Here is a 26,687-nt window from a genome sequence, read left to right on the forward strand (position 1 = left end):
GACAGCGGAGAGATTGGCTTATCGGTTATGCCGCCGGAAGGATGGGGTTGGTGGACCGTTTACCGATCATCGAGCGGATCGGCCGCATCAGCACGATGTGGCGCACGTTGAGCGCGTCCACGCCGGTAGAGAGTTTTTGCGACGTGGTGAGAATCGTCGGCAGCGTCTTCTCGTTGTCCTGGAACTGGCGCAGGAAGGTTTCGCCGGCCGCGCCGTCGTCTGCGGTCACGCGAACGCAATAGTCCGGCGGCTGATGCGTCGCCACTTGGTTGATGTAGTCGCGCACCCGGGCGGCGTGGGCCTGCGTGGCACAGAACACCAGCGTCTTCTGGCGCGGGTCGATCTCGGCCATGAATTGTTCAACGCGGCTCTTCTCTCGTTCTTCGATCTCGATCTTCGTATTGAAGTCGGCTTCGGTATACAGCCGGTCGTAGTCGATCTCGCCGGCCAGCACTTCGTCCTCGCCGGAGAACGAATAAGTATCCAGCGTGCTCGCCATCTGGCGCACCTAGAACGGCGTGAGATAACCGTCGTTGATGCCCTCCTTGAGCGAATAGCTATACAGCGGCTCGCCGAAATAGCCGTAGGTATCGACGTTGGCATCCCGCTTTGGCGTGGCCGTCAGGCCGAGCTGTACGGCGGGCGAGAAATGTTCGAGGATCGCGCGCCACTGGCTTTCATCCCGCGCGCCGCCGCGGTGGCATTCGTCGATCACGATGAAATCGAAGAAATCCGCCGGATAGCCCTCGAACGTGAACTCGCGCTCGGCGTCTGTTTTCCCTTCCGTCATGAAGGTCTGGAAGATCGTGAAGAATACGCTCGCGTTCTTCGGCAGCTTGCCCTGCTTACGAATCTCATCCGGGCTGATGCGGCAGAGCGCATCGGCGGGGAAGGCGGAGAACGCATTGAACGCCTGATCCGCCAGGAAGTTGCGATCCGCCAGAAACAGTATCCGCGGTCGCCGCGTCGGCTCGCCCGACAGATTCCAACTCGCCTGAAACAGCGTTCACGCGATCTGGAAGGCGATGCCTGTCTTGCCCGTGCCGGTAGCCAGCGTCAGCAACATGCGCGACCGGCCCTGGGCGATGGCTTCCAGCACGGCGGTGATCGCATTGTGCTGGTAATAGCGCGGTTGCCACTTGCCGCCGCCAGTCTCGAACGGTACATCGCCGAAGCGATCGCGCCAGTCGTTGTGCTGAGGAAAACAGCGATCCCAAAGCGCTTGCGGCGAGGGGAACGGCAATTCCAGATCGCCTTCCGCGCCGGTTGCCATATCCACGCCGTACCAGCGCAGCCCGTTGGTGGCATAAGCAAAGCGTGTCTTGAGGCGCTCTGCGTATTCCTTCGCCTGTGCCAGCCCTTCCGTATAACCTAGCCCGGCGCGCTTGGCCTCGATCACCGCCAGCTTGCGGCCTTGCAAGCTGAGCACGTAATCCGCTTTCAGCGGATTGATTCGCCCGGCCGTCGTGATACGGCCTTTGGCGATCTCCTCGCGGGCGACGCGGCTACCGTCGGCGACACCCCAGCCCGCGTCCTGAAGCACGGGGTCGATACGATTGGCGCGGGTGTCCGCTTCTGTTTCCTGCATGGAATGGTCAACCCCCCAGGTTGGCCGATATCACGGGCGCGTCACGTGGCCACGCTTTTAGCCGATGAGCTTGTCGTACTCGGCGTGCGTCCCGATCCAGAACCACGCCACGCCATCCGGTACTTCAACGCCGAGCGCTCGGTAGCGAATACCAACGCGTACCGAGCGAAAACGGCCAATCTGCTTGAAACGCAGCGACGGATGCCGCGGGTCTTCTTTTAACAACGCGTAATTCTTGTCCGCCTTTCTCTGGACCGATTCGGGCAACTGCTCATAGCACGTCCAGAAGGCCGGCGTTGCGAAATGCTTCAAAGCGGCTTGATGTGGCCACTTTTGTGGTCCGCAATGGCCGCGTCTGCCAGCGCGTCCAGTTTTCCGGAGCTCGCATCGGCTTCGATCTGAGCATCCCACTTTCGTGCATCGAATGCATCGAACCATTCACGGAACCGACGTAGCTCCGAGTCCGGCAGGTTCTTCACCGCTCTTTCGATTTCTTCGACTTGGGACATGGCGTGCTCCGATCCTCTCGATGTGATCGATTCTAACGCGGTAGGGCTTGAGCGGCGACCTGATATGCGCTGCTGGATTGCAAAGGTCTGGCGTCGAATCGGCCGAGGTTTCGCGCTGCAGCGCGAGTCACTTATCTTGCTTGCCCAAGATGAGTAACCAACAGAAGAGCCCCCTGTCTTGCCGATGCCCTGCGCGGCTCCGGCCGAAAGAGGACGGCCGGAAACTCGCTGCGCTCAAACATCCGGCCGTCTTTTTCTCTTTCGGCTTCCACCGCTCGGCGCTGCGCCCAAGGGAGCGAATACAGACAAAGCGATCGAGTCGACTCGTGGCTCTCGCCTGTATTCGGCCCCGTGGCGTAGCGACGGAGACGCGCAGCGGCGAAGGGTGTCCGATGCACAGCATCGGTGCGGCCAGCCTGTCTGAGTGGCGCCAAAGCGGTGCGAGTTCTGGCCGCATCCCTTCGACGTGGGCATCGGAGTATCGCCCCGAGAGGCAGAGCAGGGCCTTCCCGCAGCTAAGCTGTGGGATGCGACCCTCGGCGGGGCGAACCGTGCGAGTCGCACCATCGGCGCTCATGCCAAACGCCGGCGGTCGCATCCCAGCTACGCCGGGAAGGCCCTGCTCCTCGCCTCGTACGGCACCGGCGTAGCCGGCGCAAGAGCGGGTGTCCTTATTTGGGCTTACCGTTTGTTGGACAAGCAACAAAGGGTAAGTCGCGCATCAGCGCGAAACCTTAGCTCGATTAAGCTCGAAAATGTATCTGACCCCTTTTGCGGACCGACCCCTTTTGCGGACCCCTTTTGCGCCAGCACGTTCTCGTTGAGCGTGTTGGCGTGGGTGATGGCCGGGGTTTCGATGCCGTGCAGAATCATGTTCATGATCCCGATCACATAGGCCAGCGATTTCTTTTCCTGCCCGTAGAAGGTCTGGTGCTGCAGCGTGTCCCATTCGCTGGTCGAGAGGTCGTCGCGATTCAGATATTCGAAGGCTTCGCACAAGAAGCCGGCCGAGCCCCAGGCGCCGTCTTAGATGGTTTCGCCCAGCTTGGGGGCGACGACCTTGATCATGGCGCGAATGAGCGGGCGCGGGGTGTAGTACTCGCCGCCGTTGCGCCCGGCGTTGCCCATGCGGCGGATGCGGGTTTCGTACAGGTCCGACAGCTCGTGCTTGGCTTGTTGGCTGTTGAAGGTGAGCGTGTCGACGATCTCGATGGCATCGCGCAGGGCATAGCCCGAGCGGAACTTGCAGATGATCTCGGAAAAGATCTCGCCGATCTTGTATTCCAGCGTGTCCACACCGGGCGCGCTGTTGCGAAACGTCTGCAAGTAGGGAAACAGCTCGCGGTTCACGAAGTCGATGAGATCGACCCCACTCTTGGCTGCGTTGTGATCGAAGTTGCCGCCGTTGTCTTTCGGCGCGGCCCAGGCTTGCCAGCGGTAGTTGCCGTCCAGGATCGGCCGATATTCGCGGCCTTTCAGTTCCGCCTCGTCGGCACGTTCGGCTTCAAGGTCGTCCAGGTATTTCAGGAACAGCAGCCAGGACGTTTGCTCCGCATAGTCCAGCTCGGTAGCCATGCCCTCGTCGTTGCGCAGGGCCTTGTCGATGTTGTTGAAGGCGTTTTGGAACATTCAGTAATAGGTTCGTGCAGGTTGGAGTCGGGCACGACGTGCGCCGCCGGAATCGTAGTTGTACAATTGTCTTATGATGATTGTCGCCGATACGAATATCTTTCTTGCCGTTGCGCTCGATGAGCCGGAAAAGAAGGCAATCGTGGATGCTACAACGGCAGCGGATATCGTGGCACCGGAAATATTGCCGTACGAGATGGGTAACGCTTTGAGTGCCATGGTCAAGCGGCGCCAGATCGATGCGCCGGAGGCAGACGAGGTATACCGTGTCACACAGCGTATCCCCGTGCGCTTGCTGGCGGTGGATATACCGGAAGCGTTACGGCTGGCTGTGCAGTTCGATATCTATGCGTACGACGCGTATTTCCTGGTTGCCGCGCGTTCGGCGGCCTGCCCGTTGATCACCCTCGACAAACGCATGAAGCAGGTCGCGGTCGATCTGGGCATTACGGTCCTGGAGGTTTAGCGATGCGCGTGTTCACGTACTCCGAAGCACGCCAGAATCTGGCAAAGTTGCTGACGCTGGCGCAGACCGAGACGGTCCGTATTCGGCGCCGCGACGGTTCGGTTTTTTCGCTGAGCGTGGAGCCGGAGCCGCAGACGTCGCCGTTTGATGTCCCCGGTATCAAGACGCGTGCCTCGACAGAAGATATTTTGTCCGCAGTCCATGAATCGCGTTCTCGCTAACTTGTCTCAGTCCATGGCGTAGCGATTCAAGGCAGGGTTGAATCAGTCCAGCCTGGCCAGTACGTCTTCTCCAGCGGCAATAACGTCCGCGGCTTGGCGTCGGCGTTTTTGTAATACTCGAGCAAGGTGCTGACGAGTTCGTCCAGACCCATGAGCATGAGCGGGATCTTGGTGCGGTCGGCTTCGTAGCGTGCATCCTTCGTGAAGCCGCCGGTGCTGACGTACAGGCCCTTGTCGTGTCGGCCGCCCATGAATGCGCGCAACGCCCGCCGCCCATTAATCGGCTGGAACAACGTATAGCGCGGCCGATCGGCCTCCTCGGAGCGGTCGCGCAGCAACTGGCTGAGTTCCCGGGCGCCGGTCCGAGCGAGGGCCGCGTATTCGGCAGCAGGTCACGGCGTGGAAGAGGTTTCTGCGGCCATGCGTGTCTCGCGATGACGTCGTGGGAATGTCAGTCTATTGGCGATAAACGAAACAGGCGATTCGTGTCCTCGGTTTGGCGCCTGAAATGGGGGGAACCAAGTCGGCAGGCCTTTCATACGGACTTTTAGGTGCGACGAAAACCGGCCTGAATCGGCACCAGCGCGGCGGCGGCCTCGTTTGGGTCGAATTGGGTCGGGTCGAAGTCGGAACCGATCGCTTCGAGCAGCATTTCGCCGTGCTCGTCCGCATGGCCGGCGAGGGCGGCCTTGAATGCCTCGTAACCGGGAATGCCGCCGATATCCTCGGGCGGACAGGCCATGGCGCCGTCCAGCAGGCGAGGGCACGGTTTGGTGTTTTCCAGCCCGATTTGTTCGACGATGATCCGGTGTTCCCATCCGTCGCCGAAGTCGTAGAGATAGTGGAATTCGTTCTTCTTCAATCGCGCCACCAGCGTTTGCAGCTTCAGATTGGCCGCTTGCGCGACGTCATCCATGCCGGGAACACCGAACGGGTCAGGTTCGCCATAGCGACGCCCTTCACACTCGAATTCATAGAGGTGGTCATCTTCCCAGCCCATGACGAGCTGGATGACGTCGTGCAGGCGGCGCAGGTTGATCTGTGCCGGGACGAGCACACGTCGCCAGACGAGCGGGTCGGTGTGCAACAGCTCGATGCGAAGAACGATGTCGGTCATGCCAGGCTCCGGCAATCGATAGCGGATTCCAGTGATGCCATTAGACAGCGGTCGGCACGGTTATTACTGGCCGGGCGCCCCATTTTTTTATTGGCCGGATCGGAATCGGCGCCAGGCAATAGGCGGGTGACCGCTGTGTATCCGCCACATAAAGAAGGCGGCTTGCGCCCATGGTGGTGTAAAGCCCACAGGTCTGTCATGCCCCGGGTCGGCGATTGATCGGGCCTGTGCGATGCGCTTCGTCCGGGCACTTGATGGCACGCCGCTTGCGACGCCTACGACGAAAGTTGTTGAACAATAGTCTTTCTGGATTGTTCAACAATTGCTAGATTCGATCGTGGGCTTTCCGGCTCGCCTATTCCCACTGGAGTGACACATGGCAGATGCGCTTTCGAACGGCCGGATGATGTCCGGGGCCAGGCGGACGGCGATGCTGGGCGCGGTGTTCCTGATGGCCACGAGCGCCATCGGGCCCGGGTTCATTACCCAGACCACGGTGTTCACGGTGCAGATGGGCGCGGCGTTCGCGTTCGCCATTCTCGTGTCGACGCTGCTGGATATTGCGGTGCAGCTCAATGTCTGGCGTGTGGTCGGCGTGTCGGGGCTGCGTACGCAGGAGCTGGGCAACCGGGTGGCGCCGGGGTTGGGCTGGTTTTTGTCGGCGCTGGTTTTTCTTGGCGGGGTGGTGTTCAACGTCGGCAACATCGCCGGTGCCGGGCTGGGCGCGAACGCCATGCTCGGCGTGGACCCGAAGATCGGCGGTGTGGTCTCGGCGGCGATCGCGGTGGGCATTTTCTCGATCCGCAAGGCTGGCGTGGCCTTGGATCGGGTGGTGATGGTACTTGGCGTGGTGATGATCGCGCTGATGCTGTATGTGACATTCGTGTCCAGCCCGCCACTCGGGGCTGCGCTTGTGAACACAGTGCTGCCGGGCCAGATCAATTTTCTGGTGATCACGACACTGGTCGGCGGCACGGTCGGCGGTTACATCACCTATGCCGGGGCGCACCGGCTACTGGATTCGGGCGCAAAGGGCCCCGAGTACGCGGGCGAGATCGCCAGGAGTTCGGTGCTGAGCATCGTCATTACGGCCGTGATGCGGGCGTTGTTGTTCCTGGCGATTCTGGGCGTGGTGGCGGGCGGTGCGCATATCGCCGGCGAGAACATGGCGGCGGATGCCTTCAAAGCGGCGGCCGGCGACATCGGCATGCGCGTGTTCGGCGTGGTGTTGTGGGCGGCGGCGCTCACTTCGGTGGTTGGTGCGGCGTTTACGTCGGTATCGTTCATCACGCTGTCGAGCACCGCGCCGCGCACGCGCCAGTGGGTCACGGTCGTGTTCATCGTCTGCTGTGCCGCGATCTACGCCGCGCTCGGGCAGGCGCCGCAGGTGCTGTTGATCTTCGCCGGCGCCTTCAATGGGCTGATCCTGCCGGTGGGCTTCGGGCTGCTGCTGTGGGTGGCCTGGCGTCGGCCCGATCTGCTTGGCGGTTACGCGTATCCGCGTTGGCTGCTTGTTATCGGTGCGGTGGCCTGGTTGCTCACGGTGTTTCTGGGTATCAGTTCGCTTGGCGGGCTGGCCAGGCTGGCTGGCTAAGGGTGTGCCTGATCGTCGCGTCTTGGCTGATCGACGGTGTGTTCGTCAGGGAGCGGCGTTCTGGTTCTAACCACGAGGCGACCAAAACCTCGTTTTCGCACTGATGTGCGAGTCACCTTTCTTGCTTGCCCAAGAAAGGTAACCGAAAGAAGGGCACCCGACACGGCGCCGGCTAGCGCCGGTTCACTGCGATGCTCGCGACGACGGGATGCCGTCTGAACTCGGGCCGCTTTGGCGGCCCTCAAACATGCAGACCGCACCGGCGCTGTGCGCCGGATACCCGGCGCCACTGCGCTTCTCGTCGCCGCGTAACGGGACTGAATGCAGACGAGCTACTCGCAGGCTTGCGCAGTAGTGCGACACATCCGGCTGAATCGAGCGCGTGATTCGTTTCACGCCGCAAAGCTAGGCGTTATCTTACAGATGCCCGAGCAGTTCGGCTTCGGCGGCGTCGAGGTAGTGCCGCAGGCGCTCGGCGGCGTCCTGCCGCCGGCCGGCGCGTAGCAGGGCGACCAGTTCGCCGTTGCGTTCGACGTAATGGCTGTGGAAGTCGGGCATGGACGCCATCGCGTGGAAGATCAGGCGCATTTCGGCCAGCACGCGTTCCATGAGCCGTTCGAGCGTGCGGCTGCCGGTGAGCGTGACGATCGCCTTGTGCAGCGCCTGGTTGGCGTCGGCCATGGCGGTGATGTCGCCGGCATCGCGGGCACGGCACGCCTGATCGATGATCGCCGCCATATGCGCGAGCGCGTCTTCGCTCGGCCGGCCCCAGAGCACCGCGCCGGGTTCGATTGCACGGCGCACGTTGTAGATTTCGCGCACGTCGTCCGGCCCGGGTGCTGCGACGAACACGCCGCGGTTGGGGATGCGCCGCACGATGGATTCGGCCGCCAGCATGGTGAAGGCTTCGCGCAGCGTGTTGCGCGAAACCCCCAGCGCGGTCGCCAGCGCCTGTTCGGACAGCCGGGAACCCGGCTTGAGCTGCCCATCGGCGATTTGCGTGCGCAGGATGCCCGCAACCCAGGCGCCCGTGTGGGCGTGTTCGGCCCGCGGTTGGTCGTTGATCGTGACTGGTGTGCTGTCGCGCAAATTCATGGTCCTGTTTCGGCGTTCTGGCGGCGAAAGCGCGATGCTACTCGATGCGGCCCAGCGCCTCGCCGTTGGTCACGTGATCGCCAGGCTGTTGTTCGCCGCGTGAAAACCGCCCGGCGCGCGGGGCGGCGACGGTGGTTTCCATTTTCATGGCTTCGAGCACGGCCAGCGCATCGCCGGAGGTGACTTCGGCGCCGTCTTCGACCACCCATTTCACGAGATTGCCGCTGATGGAGGCGACGACCTGCGATTCGTCGGCCGCGTCCTCGCCGGCGTCCGGCGCCCCGCTCGCCGCGCCGTGCTGGCCGGGATGCATCAGGGCCGCATAGAGCGCGGCCGGCAGGCCGAGCTGTACCGCGCGGCCATCGACATCGATCGTCAGTTTTTGTCGCGTGCCCTCCGGCGTGGCAGCCGCCAGCTCCGGCGACGCCGCCAGCCGCTGCCTGAATTCGGTCTCGATCCAGCTTGTGTGGACGCCGAAGGTGTGGGCATCGGTGAACGCCGGCTCGTTGAGCACGGCGCGATGAAAGGGCACGACGGTCGGCAGGCCTTTGATCACGAGCTCGTCCAGCGCGGCCCGGGCGCGGGCGAGCGCCTGCGGGCGCGTCTCACCATGCACAATCAGCTTGGCCAGCAGCGAGTCGAAGGTCTCCGGCACCACCGAGCCCGAGCGCACGCCGGTGTCAACGCGAACGCCGTGGCCGGTCGGTGCTTCGAAAGTTTCAACCGTGCCCGGGAACGGCAGGAATCCGCGCGCCGGGTCTTCGGCGTTGAGACGGAATTCGAAGGCGTGGCCGGTCGGTTCGGGGTCCTCGGTCACGCGCAGCGCCTGGCCGTCGGCGATACGAAACTGTTCGATCACCAGATCGATGCCGCTGGTGGCCTCGGTGACCGGATGCTCGACCTGAAGGCGGGTATTGACTTCGAGAAAGGAGATTTCGCCCGCGTGGCCGACCAGGTATTCGACGGTACCGGCCCCGGTATAACCCGCCTCGCGGCAGATCGCCTTGGCCGAGCGATGGATTTCGGCGCGCTGCGTATCGGTGAGAAACGGCGCCGGGGCTTCCTCGACCAGCTTCTGGTTGCGCCGTTGCAGCGAGCAGTCGCGCGTGCCGACGACGATGATATGGCCGTGGGTGTCGGCCAGGATCTGCGCTTCGACGTGGCGCGGCTTGTCGAGAAAGCGTTCCACGAAGCATTCGCCGCGGCCGAAGGCCGTCTTGCCCTCGCGCACCGCCGAATCGAAGGCGTCCTCGATATCCTCGGCGCGGCGCACGATCTTCATGCCGCGTCCGCCGCCGCCGAACGCCGCCTTGATGATAATCGGCAGCCCGTGTGCCTCGGCGAATTCGCGCACCGCATCGGCATTGTCGACCGGCCCGTTCGAGCCCGGCACCAGCGGTGCGCCGGCGGCGACCGCGATTTCGCGCGCGGTGACCTTGTTGCCGAGATCGCGAATCGCCTGTGGCGACGGCCCGATCCAGATCAGCCCGGCATCCATGACCGCCTGGGCGAAATCCGCGTTCTCGGAGAGAAAGCCGTAGCCCGGGTGTACCGCATCCGCGCCGGCGTGTTCAGCGACGTCCAGCAGTTTGTCGATACTCAGATACGTCTGTTCGCCGGTGGTCCCCTCGAGGCCGTAGGCGGCATCGGCCAGACGCACGTGCAGCGCATCGGCGTCGTTGTCGGCATAGACGGCCACCGAGGCGAGCTCGGCATCGCGGCAGGCCCGCACGATACGTACGGCGATTTCGCCGCGGTTGGCGATCAGCACTTTCTTCATGGCGATTCCTCGGCCGGCGGCCGGCCGTCGTCCTGGTCGTCTTCGATCGGCGCCAGCGTGTCTGGATCGACCACCGCGAAGCGCACGGCCTCGCCCGGCGCGATCTGGGCGGCGAGGGGCAGGTCTTCGGCGATGACCACGGCGATCACGGGATAGCCGCCCGTGACCGGATGATCCTTCAGAAACAGCACGGGCAGGCCCGACGGCGGTATCTGCAGGGCGCCGGGCACCGTGCCCTCGCTCGGGAGTTCGCCGTCGCGGTCGCGTTCGAGCGCGGCGGCGTCGTTGTCGGTGTCCAGATTCAGGCGTACGCCGATACGGTTGGACTGCTCGGTCGCGCGCCAGCGCTGGCGGGTGAAGCGCGCCCGGGTCGCCGGGCTGAACCAGTCGTCCCTGGGGCCGAGGACGACGCGCAGCACGAGGGTGTTGTCTTCGTCGCGCTCGGCGAGGGTCGTGGGTTCGGGCGCGCCGACGATATGCGATGGTCCGGCGGCCCCGACCGGCAGCACGCGGCCGGCGGCCAGCGGTTCGGGCCCGATGCCGGACAGGGCATCGTGCGAACGGCTACCCAGCACCGCCGGTACATCGAGCCCGCCGCGCGCGGCGAGATAACTGCGCAGGCCTCGTTGCGGCGTGGCCAGCGTCAGCGTTTCGCCATCGTGCAGGGCGAACGGCGCCCGCAGCGGCGCGGTGCGCGGGCCGCGTTCGCTGTCGATCGTGGCCTGAGTGTCGGCCCCGGTCCGGGCCAGCGTCAGATCGCCGTGGGCGCGGATCGTCAGTCCGCCCAGCAGGGTTTCGATCACCGCGTCGTCGGCCGGGTTGCCGACCAGCCGGTTGGCCTGGCGCGCCGCGGTTTCGTCGGCCGCTCCCGAGACCGATACGCCGAGATGGCTCAGCCCGGGCCGACCGAGATCCTCGATCAGCGACTGCAGGCCGGGGTCCACGATCTCGAGGGCCGGTTCGGCGACGGTGTCCGGTGCATCCGCGCGGGCCGTGGCCTCGTTACCCTGTTCGCGCTGCAGGCGGTCGACGGCTTTGTAGCGCACGAGATCGCCGGCCTGGATCAATGCCGGTTCCTCGCGCTCGATATCCCAGACGCGCGCATCGGTCCGGCCGATCAGCTGCCAGCCGCCGGGCGAGCGGCGCGGATACACGGCGCTGAACGGGCCGGCCAGGGCCACCGAGCCGGCCGGTACGGCGGTACGCGGCGAATCGCGGCGCGGCACATCGAGCGTGTCGTCCTCGGCGGCGAGATAGACGAAGCCCGGGGCGAAGCCGCTGAAGGCGGCGCGCCAGGTCTGGCGCGTATGGGCTTCGATCACGCCGTCCACCCCAAGCCCGGTCAGTTCGGCCACGGTTTCCAGATCCTCGCCGTCGTAGACCACCTCGATCTCGACGGTCTTGCCGTCGGTTTGCTCGATCGGCGGGGCGTGGATGTCGTGCACGGCGGCGTGGGCCCGGGCCGCGTTGCGATGCGAGTCGCACTTGATCAGCAGCGTCTTCGCCGCCGGCACGAGATCGATCTGTCCGGGCAGGGGGTGATCGAGCAGATACGCATGCAGGGCAAGCACCTCGTCCAGCGTGTCCCGCTCGACCATCACGGCCCGGCTGCCGACCCAGCGTATGGGGCCGCCGCTCATACGAAGCTGCGGATCTCGATTCCGGCGTCTTCCAGCGCGCGACGCACGGCCGCCGCGGTCGCCACGGCATGCGGGTTGTCGCCGTGCACGCAGATGCTGGCCGCGTCGACGTGGATTTCGGTGCCGTCTCGCGCGATCAGCACGCCCGCCTTCGCCAGCCGGATCATGTTGGCAGTGATGGTGTCGTTGTCCTCCAGCACTGCGTCTTTCTCGCGCCGCGAGACCAGCGTGCCGTCGGCGTTGTAGGCGCGGTCGGCGAAGGCTTCGACGATGCCGCGCAGGCCTTGACTCTCGGCTTTCTTGAGTACCACGGCACCCGGCAGACCGAGCACCGGCAGGCTATCGTCGTAGGCCTGGATCGCGTCGACGACGGCCTGGGCGTGCGCCTCGTGGGCCACGACGGCGTTGTAGAGCGCGCCGTGCGGCTTGACGTAGCGCACGCGTGCCCCGGCGGCCCGGGCGAATGCGTCCAGCGCGCCGATCTGGTAGAGAATATCGTCGGCGAGTTCGCTTGCCGTGCAGTCGACAAAGCGGCGGCCAAAGCCCGCGAGATCGCGATAGGACACGTGCGCGCCGATGGTCACGCCCGCGGCGACCGCGTCGCGACAGGTTTGGGCGAGCGTGGACGGGTCGCCGGCATGAAAGCCACAGGCCACATTGGCACTGGAAACCGACTCGAAGATCGCGGCATCGTCGCCAAGGTGCCAGCGGCCGAAGGATTCGCCCACGTCGCTGTTGATGTCGATGGCCGTCATCGCGAATAGCCTCTGGTGCGGTATCTTGCTAAACCATGCCTCAGCGCCTTAGATTGTTCAACAATCACGCGCCGCCCGGCGCCGGGATATTTTCAAGCGGTGCCAGTGGAGCAGGCAATGGACGATCAACGCGATACCGGATCGAACGCCCCTTACGCGGACTGGTCGCCCCAGGCCGCGCGCGACGCATTCCGCGGCGGCTTGTCACCGCAGACGTCGCCGTTTTGCCACGGTTATGCACAGGCCAATCTGATCATCGTACCGGCATCGCAGGCGTTCGATGTGCTGCTGTTCGCCCAGCGCAATCCCAAGCCCTGTCCCTTGCTCGGTGTGCTGGAGGCCGGGCAAGTCGACGGATCCCTGCTGCCGGGCGGCGATATCCGTACCGACCTGCCGCGCTACACCGTCTACGAGGACGGCGTGAAAACCGCGGAGCCAACCGACATCCGCGACCTGTGGCGCGATGATTTCGTCACCTTCATCATCGGCTGCAGCTTCACTTTCGAAGCCGCGCTAATGGCCGAGGGCATCCGCATGGCGCATATCGATCAGGGCGTGAACGTGCCGATGTACCGAACGGCACGCCGCTGCACGCCGGCCGGCACCATGGACGGGCCGCTGGTGGTCTCGATGCGGCCGATCCCGGCCGGGCAAGTGGCCGACGCCGTGCGCGTGACCTCGCGCTACCCGTCGGTCCATGGCGCGCCGGTGCATGTCGGCAATCCGCACGAGCTCGGCATCGATGATCTTTCGCGGCCCGATTTCGGCGAACCAGTGACGATTGCCGAAGGCCATATCCCGGTGTTCTGGGCCTGCGGCGTCACGCCCCAGGCGGCGGTGATGGAAACCCGCCCCGCGATCGCCATCGGCCACGCGCCCGGTCATATGCTGATCACCGACGCACCGGATCGCGCCTATCTGATTCCGTAGTACCGGGCCCAGCACACGCGGTTCGCGATGCGCTATGGTCCGCCGGTATCACCGTCGACGCCGATTGATCGGTGCCGGGACGAGCCCACCCAATGATGCTATTCGACGGTGGTCAGCATGTGCATCACCAGCCGGATCATCACATCCTTATTGGCCGGGTCGGACTCGGCGACGAGCAATGTGAGCGCGGCCAGGCCGACGTCGTTGATGAGGACATTGCCGTTGTCGTCCAGCAGCCGATTGTTGCGATACAGAAAATCGACGAACAGGAATGCTGCACTGCGCTTGTTGCCATCGGCGAACGGGTGGTTCTTGATCACAAAGTAGAGCAGGTGGGCGGCCTTGGCTTCGATGGTGGGATAGGCGGGTTCGCCGAATACGCTTTGATCCAGATTGGTCAATAGGGCGTCGAAGCCGTCGCCTCGCTCGCGTGCGAAAAGATCGGTGGCTTCGCCGCGCTCGATGAGATCGGCCTTGAGATCGGCAAGCGCCTTGCGCGCCTCGGCCAGGCTCGGCAGGCGCCCGCCGGTCTCGGCTCGTGGTTCGGTGAGCAGGCCTTCGTCGTAGCGCTGCAGCAGCAGAAAGGTTTGCGCGTAGCGGGTCGCGATATCGACCAGGCCGCGGCCTGTTGTGGCATCGAGCGCTGGGCTTTGGGCGGTCTGCCGCAGCAGCCGCATCGCGGCGTCGAGTTCCTGCGCATTCGTTTCGAAGCGCTGTCGCGCGAGCGTCCAGCCTTGTACAAGGTGTTCGCGCAATACGCGCGTTGCCCATTGGCGGAACTGCACGGCGCGCTTGGAATTGACGCGGTAGCCGACCGAGATGATGGCGTCGAGGTTGTAGTGTCGGATCTCTCGCCGGACCCGGCGTTTGCCTTCCTGGCGAACTACTAAGAAATCCTTAGTAGTTGCCGATGCCGCCAGTTCGCCGTCGGCGTATATGTTTTGCAGATGCATCAGCACGTTTTCCGGTGAGGTGCCGAATACCTCGCCCATCTGCCGTTGTGTCAGCCAAACCGTTTCTTGCGATGTGTCCAGTCGAACTTCGACGGATTTGTCATCGTCTTGATAGATCAGCAGCGGCGCTTGTTTGTTATCACTCATTCGCAGACGGCTCGCCCGAATAATTCACCCCACGACCCAGTTCGCAGCAAAACCCGCCACAATGCAATCGGCTGTTCCGGTTTACCGAACCGGAATCACTGTCAACGATCGCACCCCCTGGGCACCGCGTACCAGCACGCCCTCGATATCCGCCGTGGCCGATGGGCCGGTGTGGAAAACCGTGTAGCGGGCGGTTTTGTAGTCGTCGCGCCGGTAGGCCCGGTGCAGGTTGGTCTCGATCGCGGCCGGGTCGAGCAGGACGACGAGGTGCTGGGCGAGATAGGCCACGGCGTTGACGGTGAGTTCGGCTTCGGTGAAGCACACGCTGCCGGTTTCGGCCACACCGAAGCGCGCGCGCAGCACGGCAACATCGATGTCGTGCAGCGACGCTGGGGTGTCGTCGGCGCGGACGGGGCGGTTGCCTTTAATCTCGCCTACGTTGGAGGCGATGATGCTGTTGGCGTCGAGCCGGTCGGCCAGCACTCGGCGCAGGGTGGTCTCGGGTGATTCGCCGGCTTCCGGCTCGGCCCAGGCGCCGCCCATTTTTTCCAGCACGGCGATAAAGCGGGCCTGCAGGCCGGCCGTATCGCTCGGGTAGTCGCCGTCGTAGTTCGGCACGTCGGGGGCTGGAGCCGAGAATTTGGGTTTGTTGGCGCGGATGTCGGCCAGGATTTCGTTGCGGCCTCTCATTCGCTATCTCCGCTCGCGCTTTCGGACTGGTCCATGCGATGTTTGCGATACCAGTCGTGGAAGCTGCCCTCGGCCGGCACTTCGGGCAGGTCGCGGACCTGGCCCCAGGCGTTGAGCTTGTTGTAGAGCGCCCAGTCGGGGAGATGTTTGAGCGCCGAATGGGCGGATTTGATCGCCGTACGGTAGGCGCGCGGCGAGGCCAGCGTACGCCCGGCAGCGGCGAGCGTGGATTTCTTGGTCCACGGGATCATGTCGTCCTCGGCCAGCACCTGGCGCCATTCGAAGATCTGCTCGTGGATGTTGATCTTGACCGGGCAGACATTGGTGCAGCTGCCGTTGAGCGTCGAGGCGAACGGCAGGTTGGAATAGCGATACGCGTCGATCGACGGATCGAGAATCAGCCCGAGCGGGCCGGTGTAGGTCGCGCCGTAGGAGAGCCCGCCGGAGCGGCGGAACACCGGGCAGGTGTTCATGCAGGCCCCACAGCGGATGCATTTCAGCGACGACCAGAAGCGTTCGTCCGCCAGGCGCTTCGAGCGGCCGTTGTCGACCAGCACGATATGCATTTCGCCGTCCGACTTCGGCGCGCGGAAGTGCGAGGTGTACTGGGTGATTGGCGAGCCGAGCGCGGATCTGGAGAGCAGCCGGATGAACACGCCCAGGTCGGAGAGCTTCGGCACGATCTTTTCGATGCCGATGGAGGCCACATGCAGATTCGGCACGTTGGCCGAGAGATCGGCGTTGCCTTCATTGGTACAAACCACGAAGCCGCCGGTTTCGGCGATGGCGAAGTTGGCGCCGGTCATGCCGGCATCGGCATCCAGAATCAGCGGGCGGGTGGCCTGGCGTTGCTGCTCGGTGAGGTAATGCGCGTCGTCGTTGTCCGGGTCGGAGCCGAGGGTCTTGGCGAACACCTGCGAGACGTCCGAGCGCATCTTGTGTACGGCGGGCACGACCACGTGGCTCGGGTCCTCTTTGTCGAGCTGCTGGATGCGCTCGCCGAGATCGGTTTCGACGATATCGATGCCCACGCCTTCCATGTAATGCCGGAAGCCGCATTCCTCCATCAGCATCGACTTGGACTTGATGACCTTTTTCACGCCGTGGCGCGTAAAGATCTCGTGCACGATGCGGTTGTGATCGGCGGCGTCGCCCGCCCAGTGCACGTGCACGCCGTTGGCGGCGGCATTGTCGGCGAACTGTTCCAGGTACTCGTCGAGATGGGTCAGCGCATGGGTCTTGATCTGGCTGGCCAGATCGCGCAGTTCCTCCCATTCTGGAATGGTCTCCATCGCCGCGTCGCGGCGCTGGCGCATGGCCCAGACGCGTTCGTCGTGCGATTGGGCGTGGACCGGCGAGTGCAGGAACTCGCGCGCCGCACCCGCGTGGTCGACTCGCTGGCCGGCGCGGGCCTTGGCCGGTGTCGGCTGGGCTTCGCGCACCGCCTCGGCGGAATTGAGGGTCTGGTTCGGATCGGGCGTACTCATGCCGCGCTCCCGTTGAGGACTTCGGCGATGTGCTTGAACCGGATCGGCGCACCGATGCGCCTGGCGCAACCCTGCTGGTGCATCAGGCAGGAGGTATCGGCGGAGACGATGTACTCGGCGCCGGCGCGGCCGTGATCAGCGATCTTGTCGCGGCCCATGCGGCCGGACACTTCCGGCTCGGTAACCGAGAACGTGCCGCCGAAGCCGCAGCATTCATCCGGCCGGGCTGGGCTGACCAGTTCGATGCCCGCGACTTTTTCCAGCAGCGCGCGTGGTTTAGAGAAAGAGCGTCCGCGCAGCTCGCTCGGTTTGCCGTGGCCCAGATTGCGTAGCGTGTTGCAGGAGTCGTGGTAGCCCACCTTGTGCGGGAATTTGGCCCAGGGAAAGGCCTCGACCTTGAGCACGTCGTGCAGATACTCGACCAGCTCGTAGGTGTTTTCGCGCACATGCCTGACCGCGGCGGTCTGCTCGATCGCGGTGAGGTTGTCGCGGATCTGGTGCACGCAGGAACCCGAAGGCGCCACGATCACGTCGTAAGCGGCGAAGTTGTCCACGAACAACTGCTCGGTCGCCGCAGCTTCCGCGTGGCAGCCGGAGTTGACCATGGGCTGGCCGCAACAGGTCTGGTCGAACGGATAATCGACATCGCAGCCAAAACGCTCCAGCAGTTCCAGCGTGGCGATGCCGACCTGCGGATAGAAGGCGTCGATGAAACAGGGGACGAATAAACCGATGCGCATGAGCCACCTTTACCGGTTGCGGGGCATCCAGACTAGCGCGTCTGGCGCGAACGGCAATGGTCCCGACACGCATCGGCCGATGTGATCCGTCATTCGGAAGATGCGCATGTTTCGAAAGACCGGCCGTAGCGGTGGCCACGGCCGGCGTCGAGGCATCTATTTCGGCTTCGGCCCTTGCACGACGCGCACCAGGTCGCCCGGCCGGAACCATTTCTTCACGGCCGCCTGGATCTGTTTGGCATCGATGGACTGGTAGGCCCTGGCCGCGCGATAGGGCTCGTCCAGCGGCTGGTCGAGCTCAACGCGCGAGAGCAGGCCGTAGCCGATCGAGTCGGCGCCGGCTTCGTTGAGCGGCACCTGCCGGATCAGGCCGGCGCGGGCGCGGTGCAGTTCGCCGCTGGAGATCGGCACCTTGGCCATTCGTACCAGTGCCTGGCGAATCAGCTTGTCGGCCTCGTCGACCTTGTCCGGGTCGCTGCCGTACTGGAAGGCAAGCTGGGTTCGGGTACGCGAGGTACCGAGGCCCGACGACACGTAATAGACCAGCCCGCGCTGCACGCGCAGTTCGCGATACAGCCGGCTGGCGAAGGCGCCGCCGGTGAGCACCTGGTTGGCCATCTTCAGCGCACGAAAGTCGGGCGCGTTCGACGTCAGCCCGAGCGACTCGGCGAGCTGGACCGTATCCTGCGACTGTGCCTTGTCCGGCACGTGATGGAAGCTCGACTTGTTGTCGCCGATCTTCGGCAGGGTCACATCCGGCTTTTGGCCTTCGGCCTTCCAGTCACCGAACGCGCCGGCCACGGCCTGCTTCGCCGTGTCGGGGCTGATGTCGCCCACCACCACGATCGTGGTCAGGTCGGGGCGAAATACCTTGTGGTAGTAGGCGGTGACATCGCTATAGGTGAGCCCGGCGATCGATTTCGGCGTGGCGAAGCGCAGGGCCGGATCGCCCTTCGGCAGGATGCCCTTTTTCATCGCCTGGTTGGCCTTGAAGTTCGGGCTGGCGATGGTGCCGGCCTGGGACGCCGCCGCGCGCTGCTTGAGAACCTCGAACGCATGCTTGGGCAGGGCCGGGTGCAGCTCGTTCTCCGCCAGCAGACCGAGGCCCTTGTCGAAATGATCGGGCAGCACGGTGAGCGAGAAATCGGTACCGGCCGAGGCCTGGGCGCCGATGGCGTCGAGTGCGGCCTGGTAGGCCTTGCGATCGTGCTGGGTGGTGCCAAAGTCGAGCAGTTCGGAGAGCACGTCGCTCACGCCCTCCTGGTGCTTCGGCGTTTCCAGATCCGGCTCGTTGCGGATATGGCCGTAGACGTGCACGGCATGGACCGAGCTCGACTGCACCGTGATCAGCTTCACGCCGTTATCGAGCGTGGTTGCCACCGGCTTGATCGACTGCGCCGGCGTGGTGATCCTGGCCAGCGGCTTGGCGGCCCAGTCCGGCAGTTTCACGTGGCCGACGTTCTTCGGCGAGAACGATTCGCTGCCGCCGTAGCCGCCGCCGGTCTGCGGCGCGCCCGAGCCTTCCGGCTTGAGAATGGCCAGCACGCTCTGGTCCGGCTGGACCAGTTTGGCCAGCATCTTGTTCACGTCGGCCGCGGTGACGTTCTTGATCGCGGCCAGTTGATCCGCCGGCGACTGCAGGTGATCCACCGCCACGGCCTGCGTCCAGCGATGCGCCAGCCCCGAGATCGAATCGCGTGCGGCGGTGTCCCGGGTGATGAGCTGGCGCTTGGCCGCGGCCACCTGGTCGGGGCTGATGCCGTGCTTGGCGATACCGCCGAGAATCGAGCGCATTTGCTTGACCAGCGCATCGGCATCCGCGCCCTTGGGAAACACGACATAGCTCACGCCGATCGAACCCAGCGCCGCCGGCAGGGTGGTGTACTGCGCGGCCAGACTCTTGCCGCTGGCCACCATCTGCGTGTACAGCGGGCCGCGCGGGTTGTTGAGCACGCTGGCCAGCACTTCGGTGGTGGCCATGGCCCGGGCATCGCGGCTGCCCGGGGCCCGCGAGCCGATCAGCGCGAAGCCGTAGCCGCTGTCGGTGGGCATATGGATGGTCTTGGATTCGATCTTGCCCGGCTTGACCGGCTTGCGCTCGGGCAGCTTCTTGGCCGGGATGCCGCCGAACAGATTCCTGGCCTCGGCCAGGATCTTGTCGGCGTCCACGTTACCGGCGACCACCAGCACCGCGTTGTTCGGCGCATACCACTGGTCGTGGAAATGCTTGAGCATCTTGGCGGTCGTCTTGTTGAACGACGCACGTGTGCCGAGCGCATCATGCGAGTAGGGCGTGCCCTGGTAGAGCGCTTCGCGCATGCGCTTGATCGCGACCTGGATCGGCGAGGACATGTCCTGATTGACTTCCTGCTCGATCGCGCCGCGCTCCTGTTTCCAGGCGGCGGGCTTGTCGAGCACGCTCTTCATCCGCACCGACTGCAGACGCAGCGCGACGTCCGTGAACTGGTTGGGCACCGTGTAGTAGTAGGTCGTCGAGTCGTTGGTCGTGAACGCGTTCGATTGACCACCGAGCGCGGCGCCAATGCCGGCGATCTGCTCGGCCGACAGCCCCTTGGCGCCGCGAAACATCATGTGTTCCTGGGCATGGGCCATGCCCGGGAAGCCCTTCGGCGCTTCGCGCGAGCCCACCTTGTACGTGAGCATCGTGGTCGCCACCGGGGCCATGCGATTCGGCACCACGATCACCTGCAGGCCGTTGTCGAGCGTCTCGCGGGCCACCCGGTCGGGGCTCGCGTCGCCGGCGGTTTGGGCCGGCGGTGTATTCGGCGTGGACGCGGTGTCGGCCCAGACGGTCTGGGCGCCGGCGGCCATAAAGGCCGCGGCGGCAAGCGGTAGAACGCGTTTGAACATCAATTTTTCCCCGTGAATCGGTTTCGCCGACGCGTAAAATATTAACCCGGCTTCGCGGCCGATGGCCGCAGCGAGCATGCCTGCGCATACTCGCGTTATTAATCCGGCATGAAGGTATTTTCATGCTGGATTAATAATGACGGTGTATCACGAAGCGGTGCGAGCCCGGAAAACGATCAGGGCTTCGGGCCGAGTATGTCGGTCAGCGTGTCGCCCTGTGGCATGCCTTGATGGATATGGATCCCGCCCTGCTTGTCGCGGGTTACGATGCCCGGCGTCCCGCGGATCCCCAGGCCGGTCATGAGGGCGTCGTTGGCGGCGAGCTTGCCCGACAACGACGACGGAACAGGGTTGAGCGGCTGAATGCCGCCGGTGCGGTCATCGGCCTCGTGCCGGCGATAGGCCGCGACCGGGTTTTTCGCCGCCAGGATCGCCGCGGCCTTGCCCGGGCTGGACGGCTTGAGCACACCAACGAGGATCGTACGCAGCTGCACCTTGCCGGCCTTCACCCACGGCCGCGCGGCTTCATAGAAGCGATGACAGTACGGGCAGTTCGGGTCGGTGAACACATAGACCGTGCGCGGCGCGCTGGCGGGCCCGTCGGCGATCCAGGTCGCGGCTTCCAGTTGCGGCCAGGCCGATTGCTGCTGCGGCTGCGTGATCGCCGCGTCGAGTGCTTTCTGGCTCAGGTCGTGGCCGTGCGCGTCGAGCATGGTGCCGACGATCACATGGTGCCCGTCGGGGGTGAGATAGAGTGCAACCGGCGTATGCCCGGCGCGCGCGGCATAGCCGGTCAGCCCGCCCGGCGCATCGAAGCGCTTGACGACGGTCAGCCCCTTGTCGGCCAACTGCTGGATGGGCGCCGGCCAGTCGCCAGCACGGGCCGCGCCGACGCCCAGCAGGGTGACCAGCATGCAGGTCAAACCATAACGCACGGCCATGAGCCATCCGGTTTGAAGATCGGGGCAACAGCCTAAGCGGCGTTTTTCGTCTGCGTCCAGTGGTTTTGCCGTGGGCTCAGACGCCGCCGTCGACGTCGAGCAAGGCGCCGGTGGTGAACTCGGCCTCGCTGAGGTACAGAATCGCTTCGGCGATGTCCTCGGGCGTGCCGATGCGGCCCAGCGGAATCCGGCCCGCCGCCTGCTGCGGCTTGTCCGGCTGGCCGCCGCTGGCGTGGATCTCGGTGTCGATGACGCCCGGGCGCACGGCATTGACGCGGATATTCTCGTTGGCGACTTCGCGCGCCAGGCCCTCGGTGAAGGTATCGATCGCGCCCTTGGAGGCGCCGTAGTCGATGTACGTACCGGCGCCGCCGCCCCCGCCCGCATGGCTGGCCGCGGACGACACGTTCACGATCACCCCGCCGGCGCCGCCGTGGGCGGTGCCCATGCGCCGGATCGCCTCGCGGGCACAGATAAACGGGCCGACCACGTTGACTTTCATCATCCGCTCGATGCGCGCCGCGCTCATATCGGCCACCGCGCTCGGCTCGTCCACGATGCCGGCATTGTTGACCAGTGCGGTGACCGGGCCGAGATGTTCGTCGACCGCCTTGAACATGGCCACCACGTCGTCTTCGTTGGATACATCGGCCTGCACCGCGATGGCGCGCCCGCCGTCCTTCTCGATCGCCGTGACCACGGCTTCGGCCGCTTCCCGATTGCCGCGGAAGTTCACGGCCACGGCATAGCCGTATTTGGCCGCCATCAACGACGTGGCGGCACCGATGCCGCGGCTGCCGCCGGTAACGATCATCACTTTATCCATGAGATGGGTCTGGTTTGGGTCGATCGCGCCAGATTAAGCCAGTGCTGTCGGGCTGACCAGCGCACGCCGCGACAACTCAGACGCCGCGCCAGAACATGAGCGCGGTCATGGCGGCGCCGATCGCCACAATGCCGATGCGATGCCAGCGCGGGTTGATGGTGTCACCGGCGGCGGCGCCGACCCATCCGCCGATCAGCGCGCCGGTGGCCATGAGGGCCGCCAGGCGCCAGTGCACGAGCCCGAACGCAGCGTAGGTGATCACGGAAATAATGGTCAGCACGGACGAGGTGACCGCCTTCATCGCCACCGAGGACAACAGACGCTTCTGGCCCAACAGGCCGAGCACGGCAATCATGATGATGCCGACGCCGCCGTTGAAATAGCCGCCGTAGGCGCAAGTGAGGTATAGCCCGGGTACTGCCACCCAGCGCGGCGCGCGGCGGTCGCGGGTCGCCCGTTTGATCCAGGGCCCGGCGGCGAAGATCAGCGTGGCCGCGGCCATCAGCCAGGGTACGATCACCGCGAACGCATGGTTGCCCGTCGCCAGTAGCAAGGCCGCGCCGCTCACCCCGCCGGCCGCGGCGATCGCGATCATGGCGGCCAGGTTCAGCCCTGGCGGGGCTTCGACGGCGTGCCGCAGGCGAAACAGCGTGGTGACGTAGCCCGGCAGCACGGCACTCGCGCTGGTGGCGTTGGCGGCGGTGGGCGGCAGGCCGTAGAACAGCAGAGCCGGCAGAGTGATAAAGCTGCCGCCGCCGGCCAGGGCGTTGAGGGCGCCGGCGGCGAGTGCGGCGCCGAAGAGCAGGATCCATTCCATGGTGTGTCCCCGATGTCCAGAAAGCGGCCGGCGCCGCCGCACCGGAAAGCTGCGAATTTCAAGGGCCGGGGCCGACGTGTCGGCCTTGGCCGTGAATACCGCATGCGTCGCCCCCGATTATGCCCGGTCTGTTTGATGGCGCGAGCGCGTGCATCGAGCCCGCGCTTGATCCTGCCCGGATTTACCGGGGTGTCGCCCAGCCGGATGCCACGCGCATTGACCACGGGACTCCGTGCGGCCGGATATTCCCACCAACGTCGGCGGCGTGTCGGTGAGCCACTTCGAGTCGGGCCGGAATCGCCTGGCCCGGTACCGGGACGACCCATACCGTCGCCGAGCGGCTGCACGATCACATGGTCGAAGCCGCCCGGGCCCCGACCGACCGTGCCAAAAACGACGATGTCGACCTGCCCGCCACGGCCTGCATCATGGCGATCGAGATGATCGGCCAGGCCGCCGCGACCGTTGGCGCCAGCGAGTTCTTCCGCGCCGGGCCGCGCCTGAAATAACGCGGGCACGAAGCCGGGCGTGGACGATGGCTGTGGTTCTTCGCGCCGCACGCCCTGCGGGCCTCGCGACCGTGTTCACGGGCCGTTACGACCTATGGAGCGTATGGCGCCGCGCGAGGCTTGCGTATATTGAATCCAGGGTGCGTACATTTGTGCGCTTTGTGAACATCAACCTGGAGGCGGGCCCGCGGCGAATGCATCCGCGGCTCGGCGATGTACGCCATGCGACACGATTCCCGATACGAAACCTTCATCGTCGGCCTGATGTTTCTTACCTGGGGGACGGTTTTCCTGGACCGCATGGCCGAGCTCTATCTGGCTCCGTTCATTGCCGAGGATTTTCATCTCAGCGCCGGCCAGATTGGCGAGCTGGCCAGTATCCTGGCGATTACCTGGGCCGTGTCGTCGTTTGTATTCGGCGCTGTTTCCGACCGCTTCGGCCGCAAGCCGGTGCTGGTGCCGGCGGTGTTTGCCTTCGCCGGGTTGTCGTGGTTGTGCGGCGCGGCGCGCAACTTCTTCGACATGCTGATTCTGCGCGGCGCCGTCGGGATTGCCGAAGGCCCATGCTGGTCGGTCATGAACACGCTGGTGGAAAAGGCCTCGCACCCGAAGCGGCGCGGCCGGAACACGGGGATCGTCGTCTCCGCGGCCGCGCTGATCGGCTTTGCGGTGGCGCCGGTACTGACGACGCAGATCGCTTCCCGCTTCGGCTGGCGCTGGGCATTCGTGGTGGCCGGGGCGCCCGGCGTGATTCTCGCGATCGTGATCTGGCTGTTCGTGCGAGAGCCCGGCGACGCCCGTCAAGGCGAGCCTGCGGCCCCGGCGCCCGCCAAGCCGCGGGCGCGTGACTTCCTGGCCTTGCTCAAGTACCGCAATATCCAACTGGCCGCGATCGGTAACATCGGTTTCGTCGGCTGGTTGATCCTCTACAATACTTTTTGTCCGCTTTACATCATTCATGTGGCCGGCCAGCCGCCGACGACCGCCGGCTTTCTCATGGGCGCCGCCGGGCTGGGCAGCTTCTTCATCGGCTGTGCGGTCGCCACGGTGTCCGATTGGATCGGCCGGCGGGCGACCCTGCTGGTCTCGGCACCGCTTTGCACCGTGCTGCCGCTGATCCTGCTCTGGCCGCCGATGTATGACCATCTCTGGTTGCTGGCCGCCGTATTGTTCGTCTCCCAGGCGGGGCAGGCGGTCGCGGCGATCGTCATGGTGCTGGTTCCGACCGAAACGGCGCCGCCGAACATGGCAGCGGCCGCGATCGGTGTCGTCACCCTGTTTGGCGAGATCGTCGGCGGTGCGGTGGCGCCCACGGCAGCGGGCGACCTGGCGGACAGTTTTCCGTCGCTGGGCCTGGCCATCCCCTTGCTGATGGCGGCGGCCGGTTCGATGCTGGTCTTCGTGGTCGCGTTGTTCATGAAGGAAACGGCCCAATTTGCCCAGCGTCGGGACGAGCTGGCAGCTGCCCATACATAGCTCGCGCGTGTTCACGCCATGAATTGTGCGTGGTCTTTCGTGCCGGGCGCGCCGCGGTGATGAGCCGTATGAATGCAGACGGCGAATGGCCGTCGCGCCGCGTGAATTGTGCCGACAGCGGGCGATGCGTGGGGCGAGCGCGCAACGCGTGTATGGGCCGCACATCGGCGTCGCCCATCGAGAATCGACGGCGCTCGGGTACGCGGGGTGAGCCGCCGGTTGTACTGCAGCGGCCATTGAACCGAGGTCGGCGGACAGGCCTGTGATCGCTTGGCACGGGCGAGCCGATGCCCCGGTTCTATCGCTTCAGGGCATGACGGACGTCTGCAATCCCGCGTTCTTCATTGTTGCTTCTTCAAGGCGGTCTTCATCAGTTTGCCGCTGGCATTGCGGGGCAGTACGTCGATAATGTGGAAGCGTTTCGGCACCTTGTAGCCGGCGAGAAGCGTCCTGCAGTAGCGGGATAGCGCGTCGGGATCGAGGTGGGCGCCTGGGGCCGGCACGATATAGGCATGCCCGACTTCGCCCCAGGTGTCGTCCGCTATGCCGACGACGGCGGCCTCGCTCACATCGGCATGGCCGAGCAGCGCGTTTTCCACTTCGGCCGGAAAGACGTTTTCGCCGCCGGAGATGAACATGTCCTTCTTGCGGTCCTTGATGGTCATGTGCCCGCGGGCATCGGCCTGGCCGATATCGCCGGTGCGCAGCCAGCCATCGTGGGTGAACGCCCGGGCGGTTTCCTCGGGACGGTTCCAGTAGCCCGGCGTCACGTTGGGGCCGCGCACCAGAATCTCGCCGGGTTCGCCCGGCGCGACATCGTTTTCTTCCGCGTCGACCAGGCGGATCGCCACGAACGGCGGCGGCAAGCCGACGCCGCCGGCGGTTTGATCGATCAGCCCGGGCTCGAGCGGCACGTGCATGATCGTTCCGGCCTCGGTCATGCCGAAGCCATTCGAGATCTGAATGCCGCGTTCGAGCCACCAGCGCACCTGGTGTGGCGAGATCGGCGAGCCGCCGGTGAACAGGGCCCGCAGATGATGCCAGCGCGAGGGCTCGAAATTGGTCTGCTCGGTGAGCATGGCGGCCATTTTGGGGACGCAGAAGTAATGCGTGGTGCCGGTTTCGGCATCGGCGAGTAACGCGTTGGTGCGCTGAGGGTCGAAGCCCGGCGCGACATGCAGCGCGCCGCCGAACAGCAAAGGGGCCCGGATGCTCGGCAACAGGCCGATGACATGGAACATCGGCGCGTCGCACAGGAACACGCTGTCGCGGGATACATGGCCGATGAGGCCGAAGTTGACGGCGGTCGCGTAGATATTCTCGCCGGTGATCATCACGCCTTTCGGTCGGCCCGAGGTGCCCGAGGTGTAGAGAATGATTTTCGTGAGATCGCCCGGCAGTGGCGCCAGGCGTGGCGATGGCGGGCAGGCCGCGATCTCGCCTGCCAGATCGGCCGTGTCGATGGCTCTGGCGCCCGCGGGCAGGGTGGGCGGCTGTTCGCGATGGTCCATCGCGACCAGTCGGGGCTGGCAATCCGCCAGAATCGTGGTCAGTTCCGCCGTCGACAGTCGATAGTTCAGCGGCACGAAAATCGCGCCCAACCGTTCCGCTGCGATGTTGAGGATGAGTAGATCGGCGCTGTTGCGCGCGATCACGGCGATGCGCTCGCCGGCATGGATGGCGGGCTGTTGTTGCAACCAGGCGACTGCCTGCTGGATATTGCGGTCCAGTTCGGCATAGCGCCAGCGCCGGTCGGTGGCGATGTCCCGGCAAGCGAGGCGGCCGGGTTGTCCGCGCGCGTGCAGGGCGATCGGGTCGGGTGTATCCCATTGCGACATGGCGTGTATCCCTTTTCTTCGATGCGGCCGACGGTTTTATGCGGCTCGCGACAGGCCGCCGGAGCCCG

The 26,687-nt window shown here is 65.0% G+C and carries 22 protein-coding genes and 3 pseudogenes; 6 read left to right on the forward strand and 19 right to left on the reverse strand.

Annotated features, from left to right (window positions below; genetic code table 11):
- Positions 1–64: 64 nt before the first annotated feature.
- The 4 genes and pseudogenes from hsdR to ACS8Y6_RS00020 form a co-directional block, all read right to left on the reverse strand.
- Positions 65–1,588: pseudogene (gene hsdR, locus ACS8Y6_RS00005) on the reverse strand (EcoAI/FtnUII family type I restriction enzme subunit R); the annotation flags it as partial.
- Between the two features lie 57 nt (positions 1,589–1,645).
- Positions 1,646–1,900 carry a ParE family toxin-like protein gene (locus ACS8Y6_RS00010; RefSeq protein ID WP_440850718.1) on the reverse strand — a complete coding sequence of 85 codons (255 nt, stop codon included), beginning with the start codon at positions 1,898–1,900 and terminating at the stop codon, positions 1,646–1,648.
- Positions 1,897–2,097 (reverse strand): hypothetical protein, encoded by a 201-nt coding sequence (locus ACS8Y6_RS00015; protein WP_440850717.1) that lies wholly within the window; start codon positions 2,095–2,097, stop codon positions 1,897–1,899. The genes ACS8Y6_RS00010 and ACS8Y6_RS00015 overlap by 4 nt, the downstream gene beginning before the upstream one ends.
- Positions 2,098–2,907: 810 nt before the next feature.
- A pseudogene (locus ACS8Y6_RS00020) lies at positions 2,908–3,726 on the reverse strand (N-6 DNA methylase); the annotation flags it as partial.
- 73 nt (positions 3,727–3,799) lie between these two features.
- Between ACS8Y6_RS00020 and ACS8Y6_RS00025 the strand changes: the two are divergent.
- Together ACS8Y6_RS00025 and ACS8Y6_RS00030 are read left to right on the forward strand one after the other, a co-directional pair.
- Positions 3,800–4,192, forward strand: a complete 393-nt coding sequence (locus tag ACS8Y6_RS00025; RefSeq protein ID WP_440854760.1) for a type II toxin-antitoxin system VapC family toxin — start codon at positions 3,800–3,802, stop codon at positions 4,190–4,192.
- Positions 4,193–4,194: 2 nt separating this feature from the next.
- On the forward strand, positions 4,195–4,413 hold the full coding sequence (locus tag ACS8Y6_RS00030) for a prevent-host-death protein (RefSeq protein ID WP_440854761.1): 219 nt from the start codon (positions 4,195–4,197) through the stop codon (positions 4,411–4,413).
- 26 nt (positions 4,414–4,439) lie between these two features.
- Here the strand turns inward: ACS8Y6_RS00030 and ACS8Y6_RS00035 are convergent.
- Positions 4,440–4,688, reverse strand: a pseudogene (locus ACS8Y6_RS00035) (restriction endonuclease); the annotation flags it as partial.
- A 272-nt stretch (positions 4,689–4,960) separates the two neighbouring features.
- Positions 4,961–5,530, reverse strand: coding sequence for a plasmid pRiA4b ORF-3 family protein (locus tag ACS8Y6_RS00040; RefSeq protein ID WP_440854762.1), 570 nt, complete (start codon positions 5,528–5,530; stop codon positions 4,961–4,963).
- 376 nt (positions 5,531–5,906) lie between these two features.
- On the opposite strand from ACS8Y6_RS00040, the gene ACS8Y6_RS00045 reads away from it, so the two are divergent.
- Positions 5,907–7,124 (forward strand): NRAMP family divalent metal transporter, encoded by a 1,218-nt coding sequence (locus ACS8Y6_RS00045; RefSeq protein ID WP_440850716.1) that lies wholly within the window; start codon positions 5,907–5,909, stop codon positions 7,122–7,124.
- A gap of 417 nt (positions 7,125–7,541) precedes the next feature.
- Here the strand turns inward: ACS8Y6_RS00045 and ACS8Y6_RS00050 are convergent, their stop codons facing one another.
- The 4 genes from ACS8Y6_RS00050 to ACS8Y6_RS00065 are packed head-to-tail and all read right to left on the reverse strand — an operon-like array spanning position 7,542 to position 12,394.
- Entirely contained in the window at positions 7,542–8,219 is a 678-nt protein-coding gene (locus tag ACS8Y6_RS00050; protein WP_440854763.1) for a GntR family transcriptional regulator, read from the reverse strand.
- 37 nt (positions 8,220–8,256) lie between these two features.
- Positions 8,257–9,999 (reverse strand): acetyl/propionyl/methylcrotonyl-CoA carboxylase subunit alpha, encoded by a 1,743-nt coding sequence (locus tag ACS8Y6_RS00055; protein WP_440854764.1) that lies wholly within the window; start codon positions 9,997–9,999, stop codon positions 8,257–8,259.
- Positions 9,996–11,639: a 5-oxoprolinase/urea amidolyase family protein gene (locus tag ACS8Y6_RS00060; protein ID WP_440850713.1), complete on the reverse strand. Its 1,644-nt coding sequence runs from the start codon at positions 11,637–11,639 to the stop codon at positions 9,996–9,998. The genes ACS8Y6_RS00055 and ACS8Y6_RS00060 overlap by 4 nt, the downstream gene beginning before the upstream one ends.
- The gene (locus ACS8Y6_RS00065; RefSeq protein WP_440854765.1) at positions 11,636–12,394 is read right to left on the reverse strand and encodes a LamB/YcsF family protein; all 759 of its coding nucleotides are present in this window, start codon (positions 12,392–12,394) and stop codon (positions 11,636–11,638) included. The genes ACS8Y6_RS00060 and ACS8Y6_RS00065 overlap by 4 nt, the downstream gene beginning before the upstream one ends.
- A gap of 117 nt (positions 12,395–12,511) precedes the next feature.
- On the opposite strand from ACS8Y6_RS00065, the gene ACS8Y6_RS00070 reads away from it, so the two are divergent.
- Positions 12,512–13,324: a putative hydro-lyase gene (locus ACS8Y6_RS00070; RefSeq protein WP_440850711.1), complete on the forward strand. Its 813-nt coding sequence runs from the start codon at positions 12,512–12,514 to the stop codon at positions 13,322–13,324.
- A gap of 98 nt (positions 13,325–13,422) precedes the next feature.
- On the opposite strand, the gene rhuM is transcribed toward ACS8Y6_RS00070, so the two are convergent.
- The 8 genes from rhuM to ACS8Y6_RS00110 form a co-directional block, all read right to left on the reverse strand.
- Positions 13,423–14,424: a RhuM family protein gene (gene rhuM / locus ACS8Y6_RS00075; protein ID WP_440850710.1), complete on the reverse strand. Its 1,002-nt coding sequence runs from the start codon at positions 14,422–14,424 to the stop codon at positions 13,423–13,425.
- A gap of 81 nt (positions 14,425–14,505) precedes the next feature.
- Positions 14,506–15,114 (reverse strand): LutC/YkgG family protein, encoded by a 609-nt coding sequence (locus ACS8Y6_RS00080; protein WP_440854766.1) that lies wholly within the window; start codon positions 15,112–15,114, stop codon positions 14,506–14,508.
- Positions 15,111–16,601, reverse strand: coding sequence for a lactate utilization protein B (locus ACS8Y6_RS00085; RefSeq protein WP_440854767.1), 1,491 nt, complete (start codon positions 16,599–16,601; stop codon positions 15,111–15,113). Before ACS8Y6_RS00085 ends, ACS8Y6_RS00080 begins: the two co-directional genes overlap by 4 nt.
- Positions 16,598–17,341, reverse strand: a complete 744-nt coding sequence (locus tag ACS8Y6_RS00090) for a (Fe-S)-binding protein (RefSeq protein WP_440854768.1) — start codon at positions 17,339–17,341, stop codon at positions 16,598–16,600. The genes ACS8Y6_RS00085 and ACS8Y6_RS00090 overlap by 4 nt, the downstream gene beginning before the upstream one ends.
- A gap of 156 nt (positions 17,342–17,497) precedes the next feature.
- Positions 17,498–20,212: a M16 family metallopeptidase gene (locus tag ACS8Y6_RS00095; RefSeq protein WP_440854769.1), complete on the reverse strand. Its 2,715-nt coding sequence runs from the start codon at positions 20,210–20,212 to the stop codon at positions 17,498–17,500.
- Between the two features lie 176 nt (positions 20,213–20,388).
- On the reverse strand, positions 20,389–21,153 hold the full coding sequence (dsbG, locus tag ACS8Y6_RS00100) for a thiol:disulfide interchange protein DsbG (protein ID WP_440850705.1): 765 nt from the start codon (positions 21,151–21,153) through the stop codon (positions 20,389–20,391).
- A gap of 76 nt (positions 21,154–21,229) precedes the next feature.
- Positions 21,230–21,979: an SDR family NAD(P)-dependent oxidoreductase gene (locus ACS8Y6_RS00105; protein WP_440850704.1), complete on the reverse strand. Its 750-nt coding sequence runs from the start codon at positions 21,977–21,979 to the stop codon at positions 21,230–21,232.
- Between the two features lie 76 nt (positions 21,980–22,055).
- Complete coding sequence (locus ACS8Y6_RS00110; RefSeq protein ID WP_440850703.1) at positions 22,056–22,796, reverse strand: sulfite exporter TauE/SafE family protein; 741 nt, start codon at positions 22,794–22,796, stop codon at positions 22,056–22,058.
- Positions 22,797–23,149: 353 nt separating this feature from the next.
- Here ACS8Y6_RS00110 and ACS8Y6_RS00115 point away from each other — a divergent pair, with 353 nt between their 5' ends.
- Complete coding sequence (locus ACS8Y6_RS00115) at positions 23,150–23,305, forward strand: hypothetical protein (RefSeq protein WP_440850702.1); 156 nt, start codon at positions 23,150–23,152, stop codon at positions 23,303–23,305.
- A 222-nt stretch (positions 23,306–23,527) separates the two neighbouring features.
- Positions 23,528–24,781 carry an MFS transporter gene (locus ACS8Y6_RS00120; protein WP_440850701.1) on the forward strand — a complete coding sequence of 418 codons (1,254 nt, stop codon included), beginning with the start codon at positions 23,528–23,530 and terminating at the stop codon, positions 24,779–24,781.
- Between the two features lie 341 nt (positions 24,782–25,122).
- Here ACS8Y6_RS00120 and ACS8Y6_RS00125 read toward each other — a convergent pair whose 3' ends face one another.
- The gene (locus ACS8Y6_RS00125; protein ID WP_440854770.1) at positions 25,123–26,619 is read right to left on the reverse strand and encodes an AMP-binding protein; all 1,497 of its coding nucleotides are present in this window, start codon (positions 26,617–26,619) and stop codon (positions 25,123–25,125) included.
- Positions 26,620–26,687 lie beyond the last annotated feature (68 nt).

This window comes from Salinisphaera sp. RV14 (genome assembly GCF_052044135.1).
Classification (GTDB): Bacteria; Pseudomonadota; Gammaproteobacteria; order Nevskiales; family Salinisphaeraceae; genus Salinisphaera.

Excerpts from the sequence above, each read along its gene's own strand:
- ACS8Y6_RS00015 (WP_440850717.1), bottom strand. The coding sequence starts at position 2,097 with ATGTCCCAAGTCGAAGAAATCGAAAGAGCGGTGAAGAACCTGCCGGAC.
- ACS8Y6_RS00025 (WP_440854760.1), top strand. The coding sequence starts at position 3,800 with ATGATGATTGTCGCCGATACGAATATCTTTCTTGCCGTTGCGCTCGAT.
- ACS8Y6_RS00030 (WP_440854761.1), top strand. The coding sequence starts at position 4,195 with ATGCGCGTGTTCACGTACTCCGAAGCACGCCAGAATCTGGCAAAGTTG.
- ACS8Y6_RS00040 (WP_440854762.1), bottom strand. The coding sequence starts at position 5,530 with ATGACCGACATCGTTCTTCGCATCGAGCTGTTGCACACCGACCCGCTC.
- ACS8Y6_RS00045 (WP_440850716.1), top strand. The coding sequence starts at position 5,907 with ATGGCAGATGCGCTTTCGAACGGCCGGATGATGTCCGGGGCCAGGCGG.
- ACS8Y6_RS00050 (WP_440854763.1), bottom strand. The coding sequence starts at position 8,219 with ATGAATTTGCGCGACAGCACACCAGTCACGATCAACGACCAACCGCGG.
- ACS8Y6_RS00055 (WP_440854764.1), bottom strand. The coding sequence starts at position 9,999 with ATGAAGAAAGTGCTGATCGCCAACCGCGGCGAAATCGCCGTACGTATC.
- ACS8Y6_RS00060 (WP_440850713.1), bottom strand. The coding sequence starts at position 11,639 with ATGAGCGGCGGCCCCATACGCTGGGTCGGCAGCCGGGCCGTGATGGTC.
- ACS8Y6_RS00065 (WP_440854765.1), bottom strand. The coding sequence starts at position 12,394 with ATGACGGCCATCGACATCAACAGCGACGTGGGCGAATCCTTCGGCCGC.
- ACS8Y6_RS00070 (WP_440850711.1), top strand. The coding sequence starts at position 12,512 with ATGGACGATCAACGCGATACCGGATCGAACGCCCCTTACGCGGACTGG.
- rhuM (WP_440850710.1), bottom strand. The coding sequence starts at position 14,424 with ATGAGTGATAACAAACAAGCGCCGCTGCTGATCTATCAAGACGATGAC.
- ACS8Y6_RS00080 (WP_440854766.1), bottom strand. The coding sequence starts at position 15,114 with ATGAGAGGCCGCAACGAAATCCTGGCCGACATCCGCGCCAACAAACCC.
- ACS8Y6_RS00085 (WP_440854767.1), bottom strand. The coding sequence starts at position 16,601 with ATGAGTACGCCCGATCCGAACCAGACCCTCAATTCCGCCGAGGCGGTG.
- ACS8Y6_RS00090 (WP_440854768.1), bottom strand. The coding sequence starts at position 17,341 with ATGCGCATCGGTTTATTCGTCCCCTGTTTCATCGACGCCTTCTATCCG.
- ACS8Y6_RS00095 (WP_440854769.1), bottom strand. The coding sequence starts at position 20,212 with ATGTTCAAACGCGTTCTACCGCTTGCCGCCGCGGCCTTTATGGCCGCC.
- dsbG (WP_440850705.1), bottom strand. The coding sequence starts at position 21,153 with ATGGCCGTGCGTTATGGTTTGACCTGCATGCTGGTCACCCTGCTGGGC.
- ACS8Y6_RS00105 (WP_440850704.1), bottom strand. The coding sequence starts at position 21,979 with ATGGATAAAGTGATGATCGTTACCGGCGGCAGCCGCGGCATCGGTGCC.
- ACS8Y6_RS00110 (WP_440850703.1), bottom strand. The coding sequence starts at position 22,796 with ATGGAATGGATCCTGCTCTTCGGCGCCGCACTCGCCGCCGGCGCCCTC.
- ACS8Y6_RS00115 (WP_440850702.1), top strand. The coding sequence starts at position 23,150 with ATGGTCGAAGCCGCCCGGGCCCCGACCGACCGTGCCAAAAACGACGAT.
- ACS8Y6_RS00120 (WP_440850701.1), top strand. The coding sequence starts at position 23,528 with ATGCGACACGATTCCCGATACGAAACCTTCATCGTCGGCCTGATGTTT.
- ACS8Y6_RS00125 (WP_440854770.1), bottom strand. The coding sequence starts at position 26,619 with ATGTCGCAATGGGATACACCCGACCCGATCGCCCTGCACGCGCGCGGA.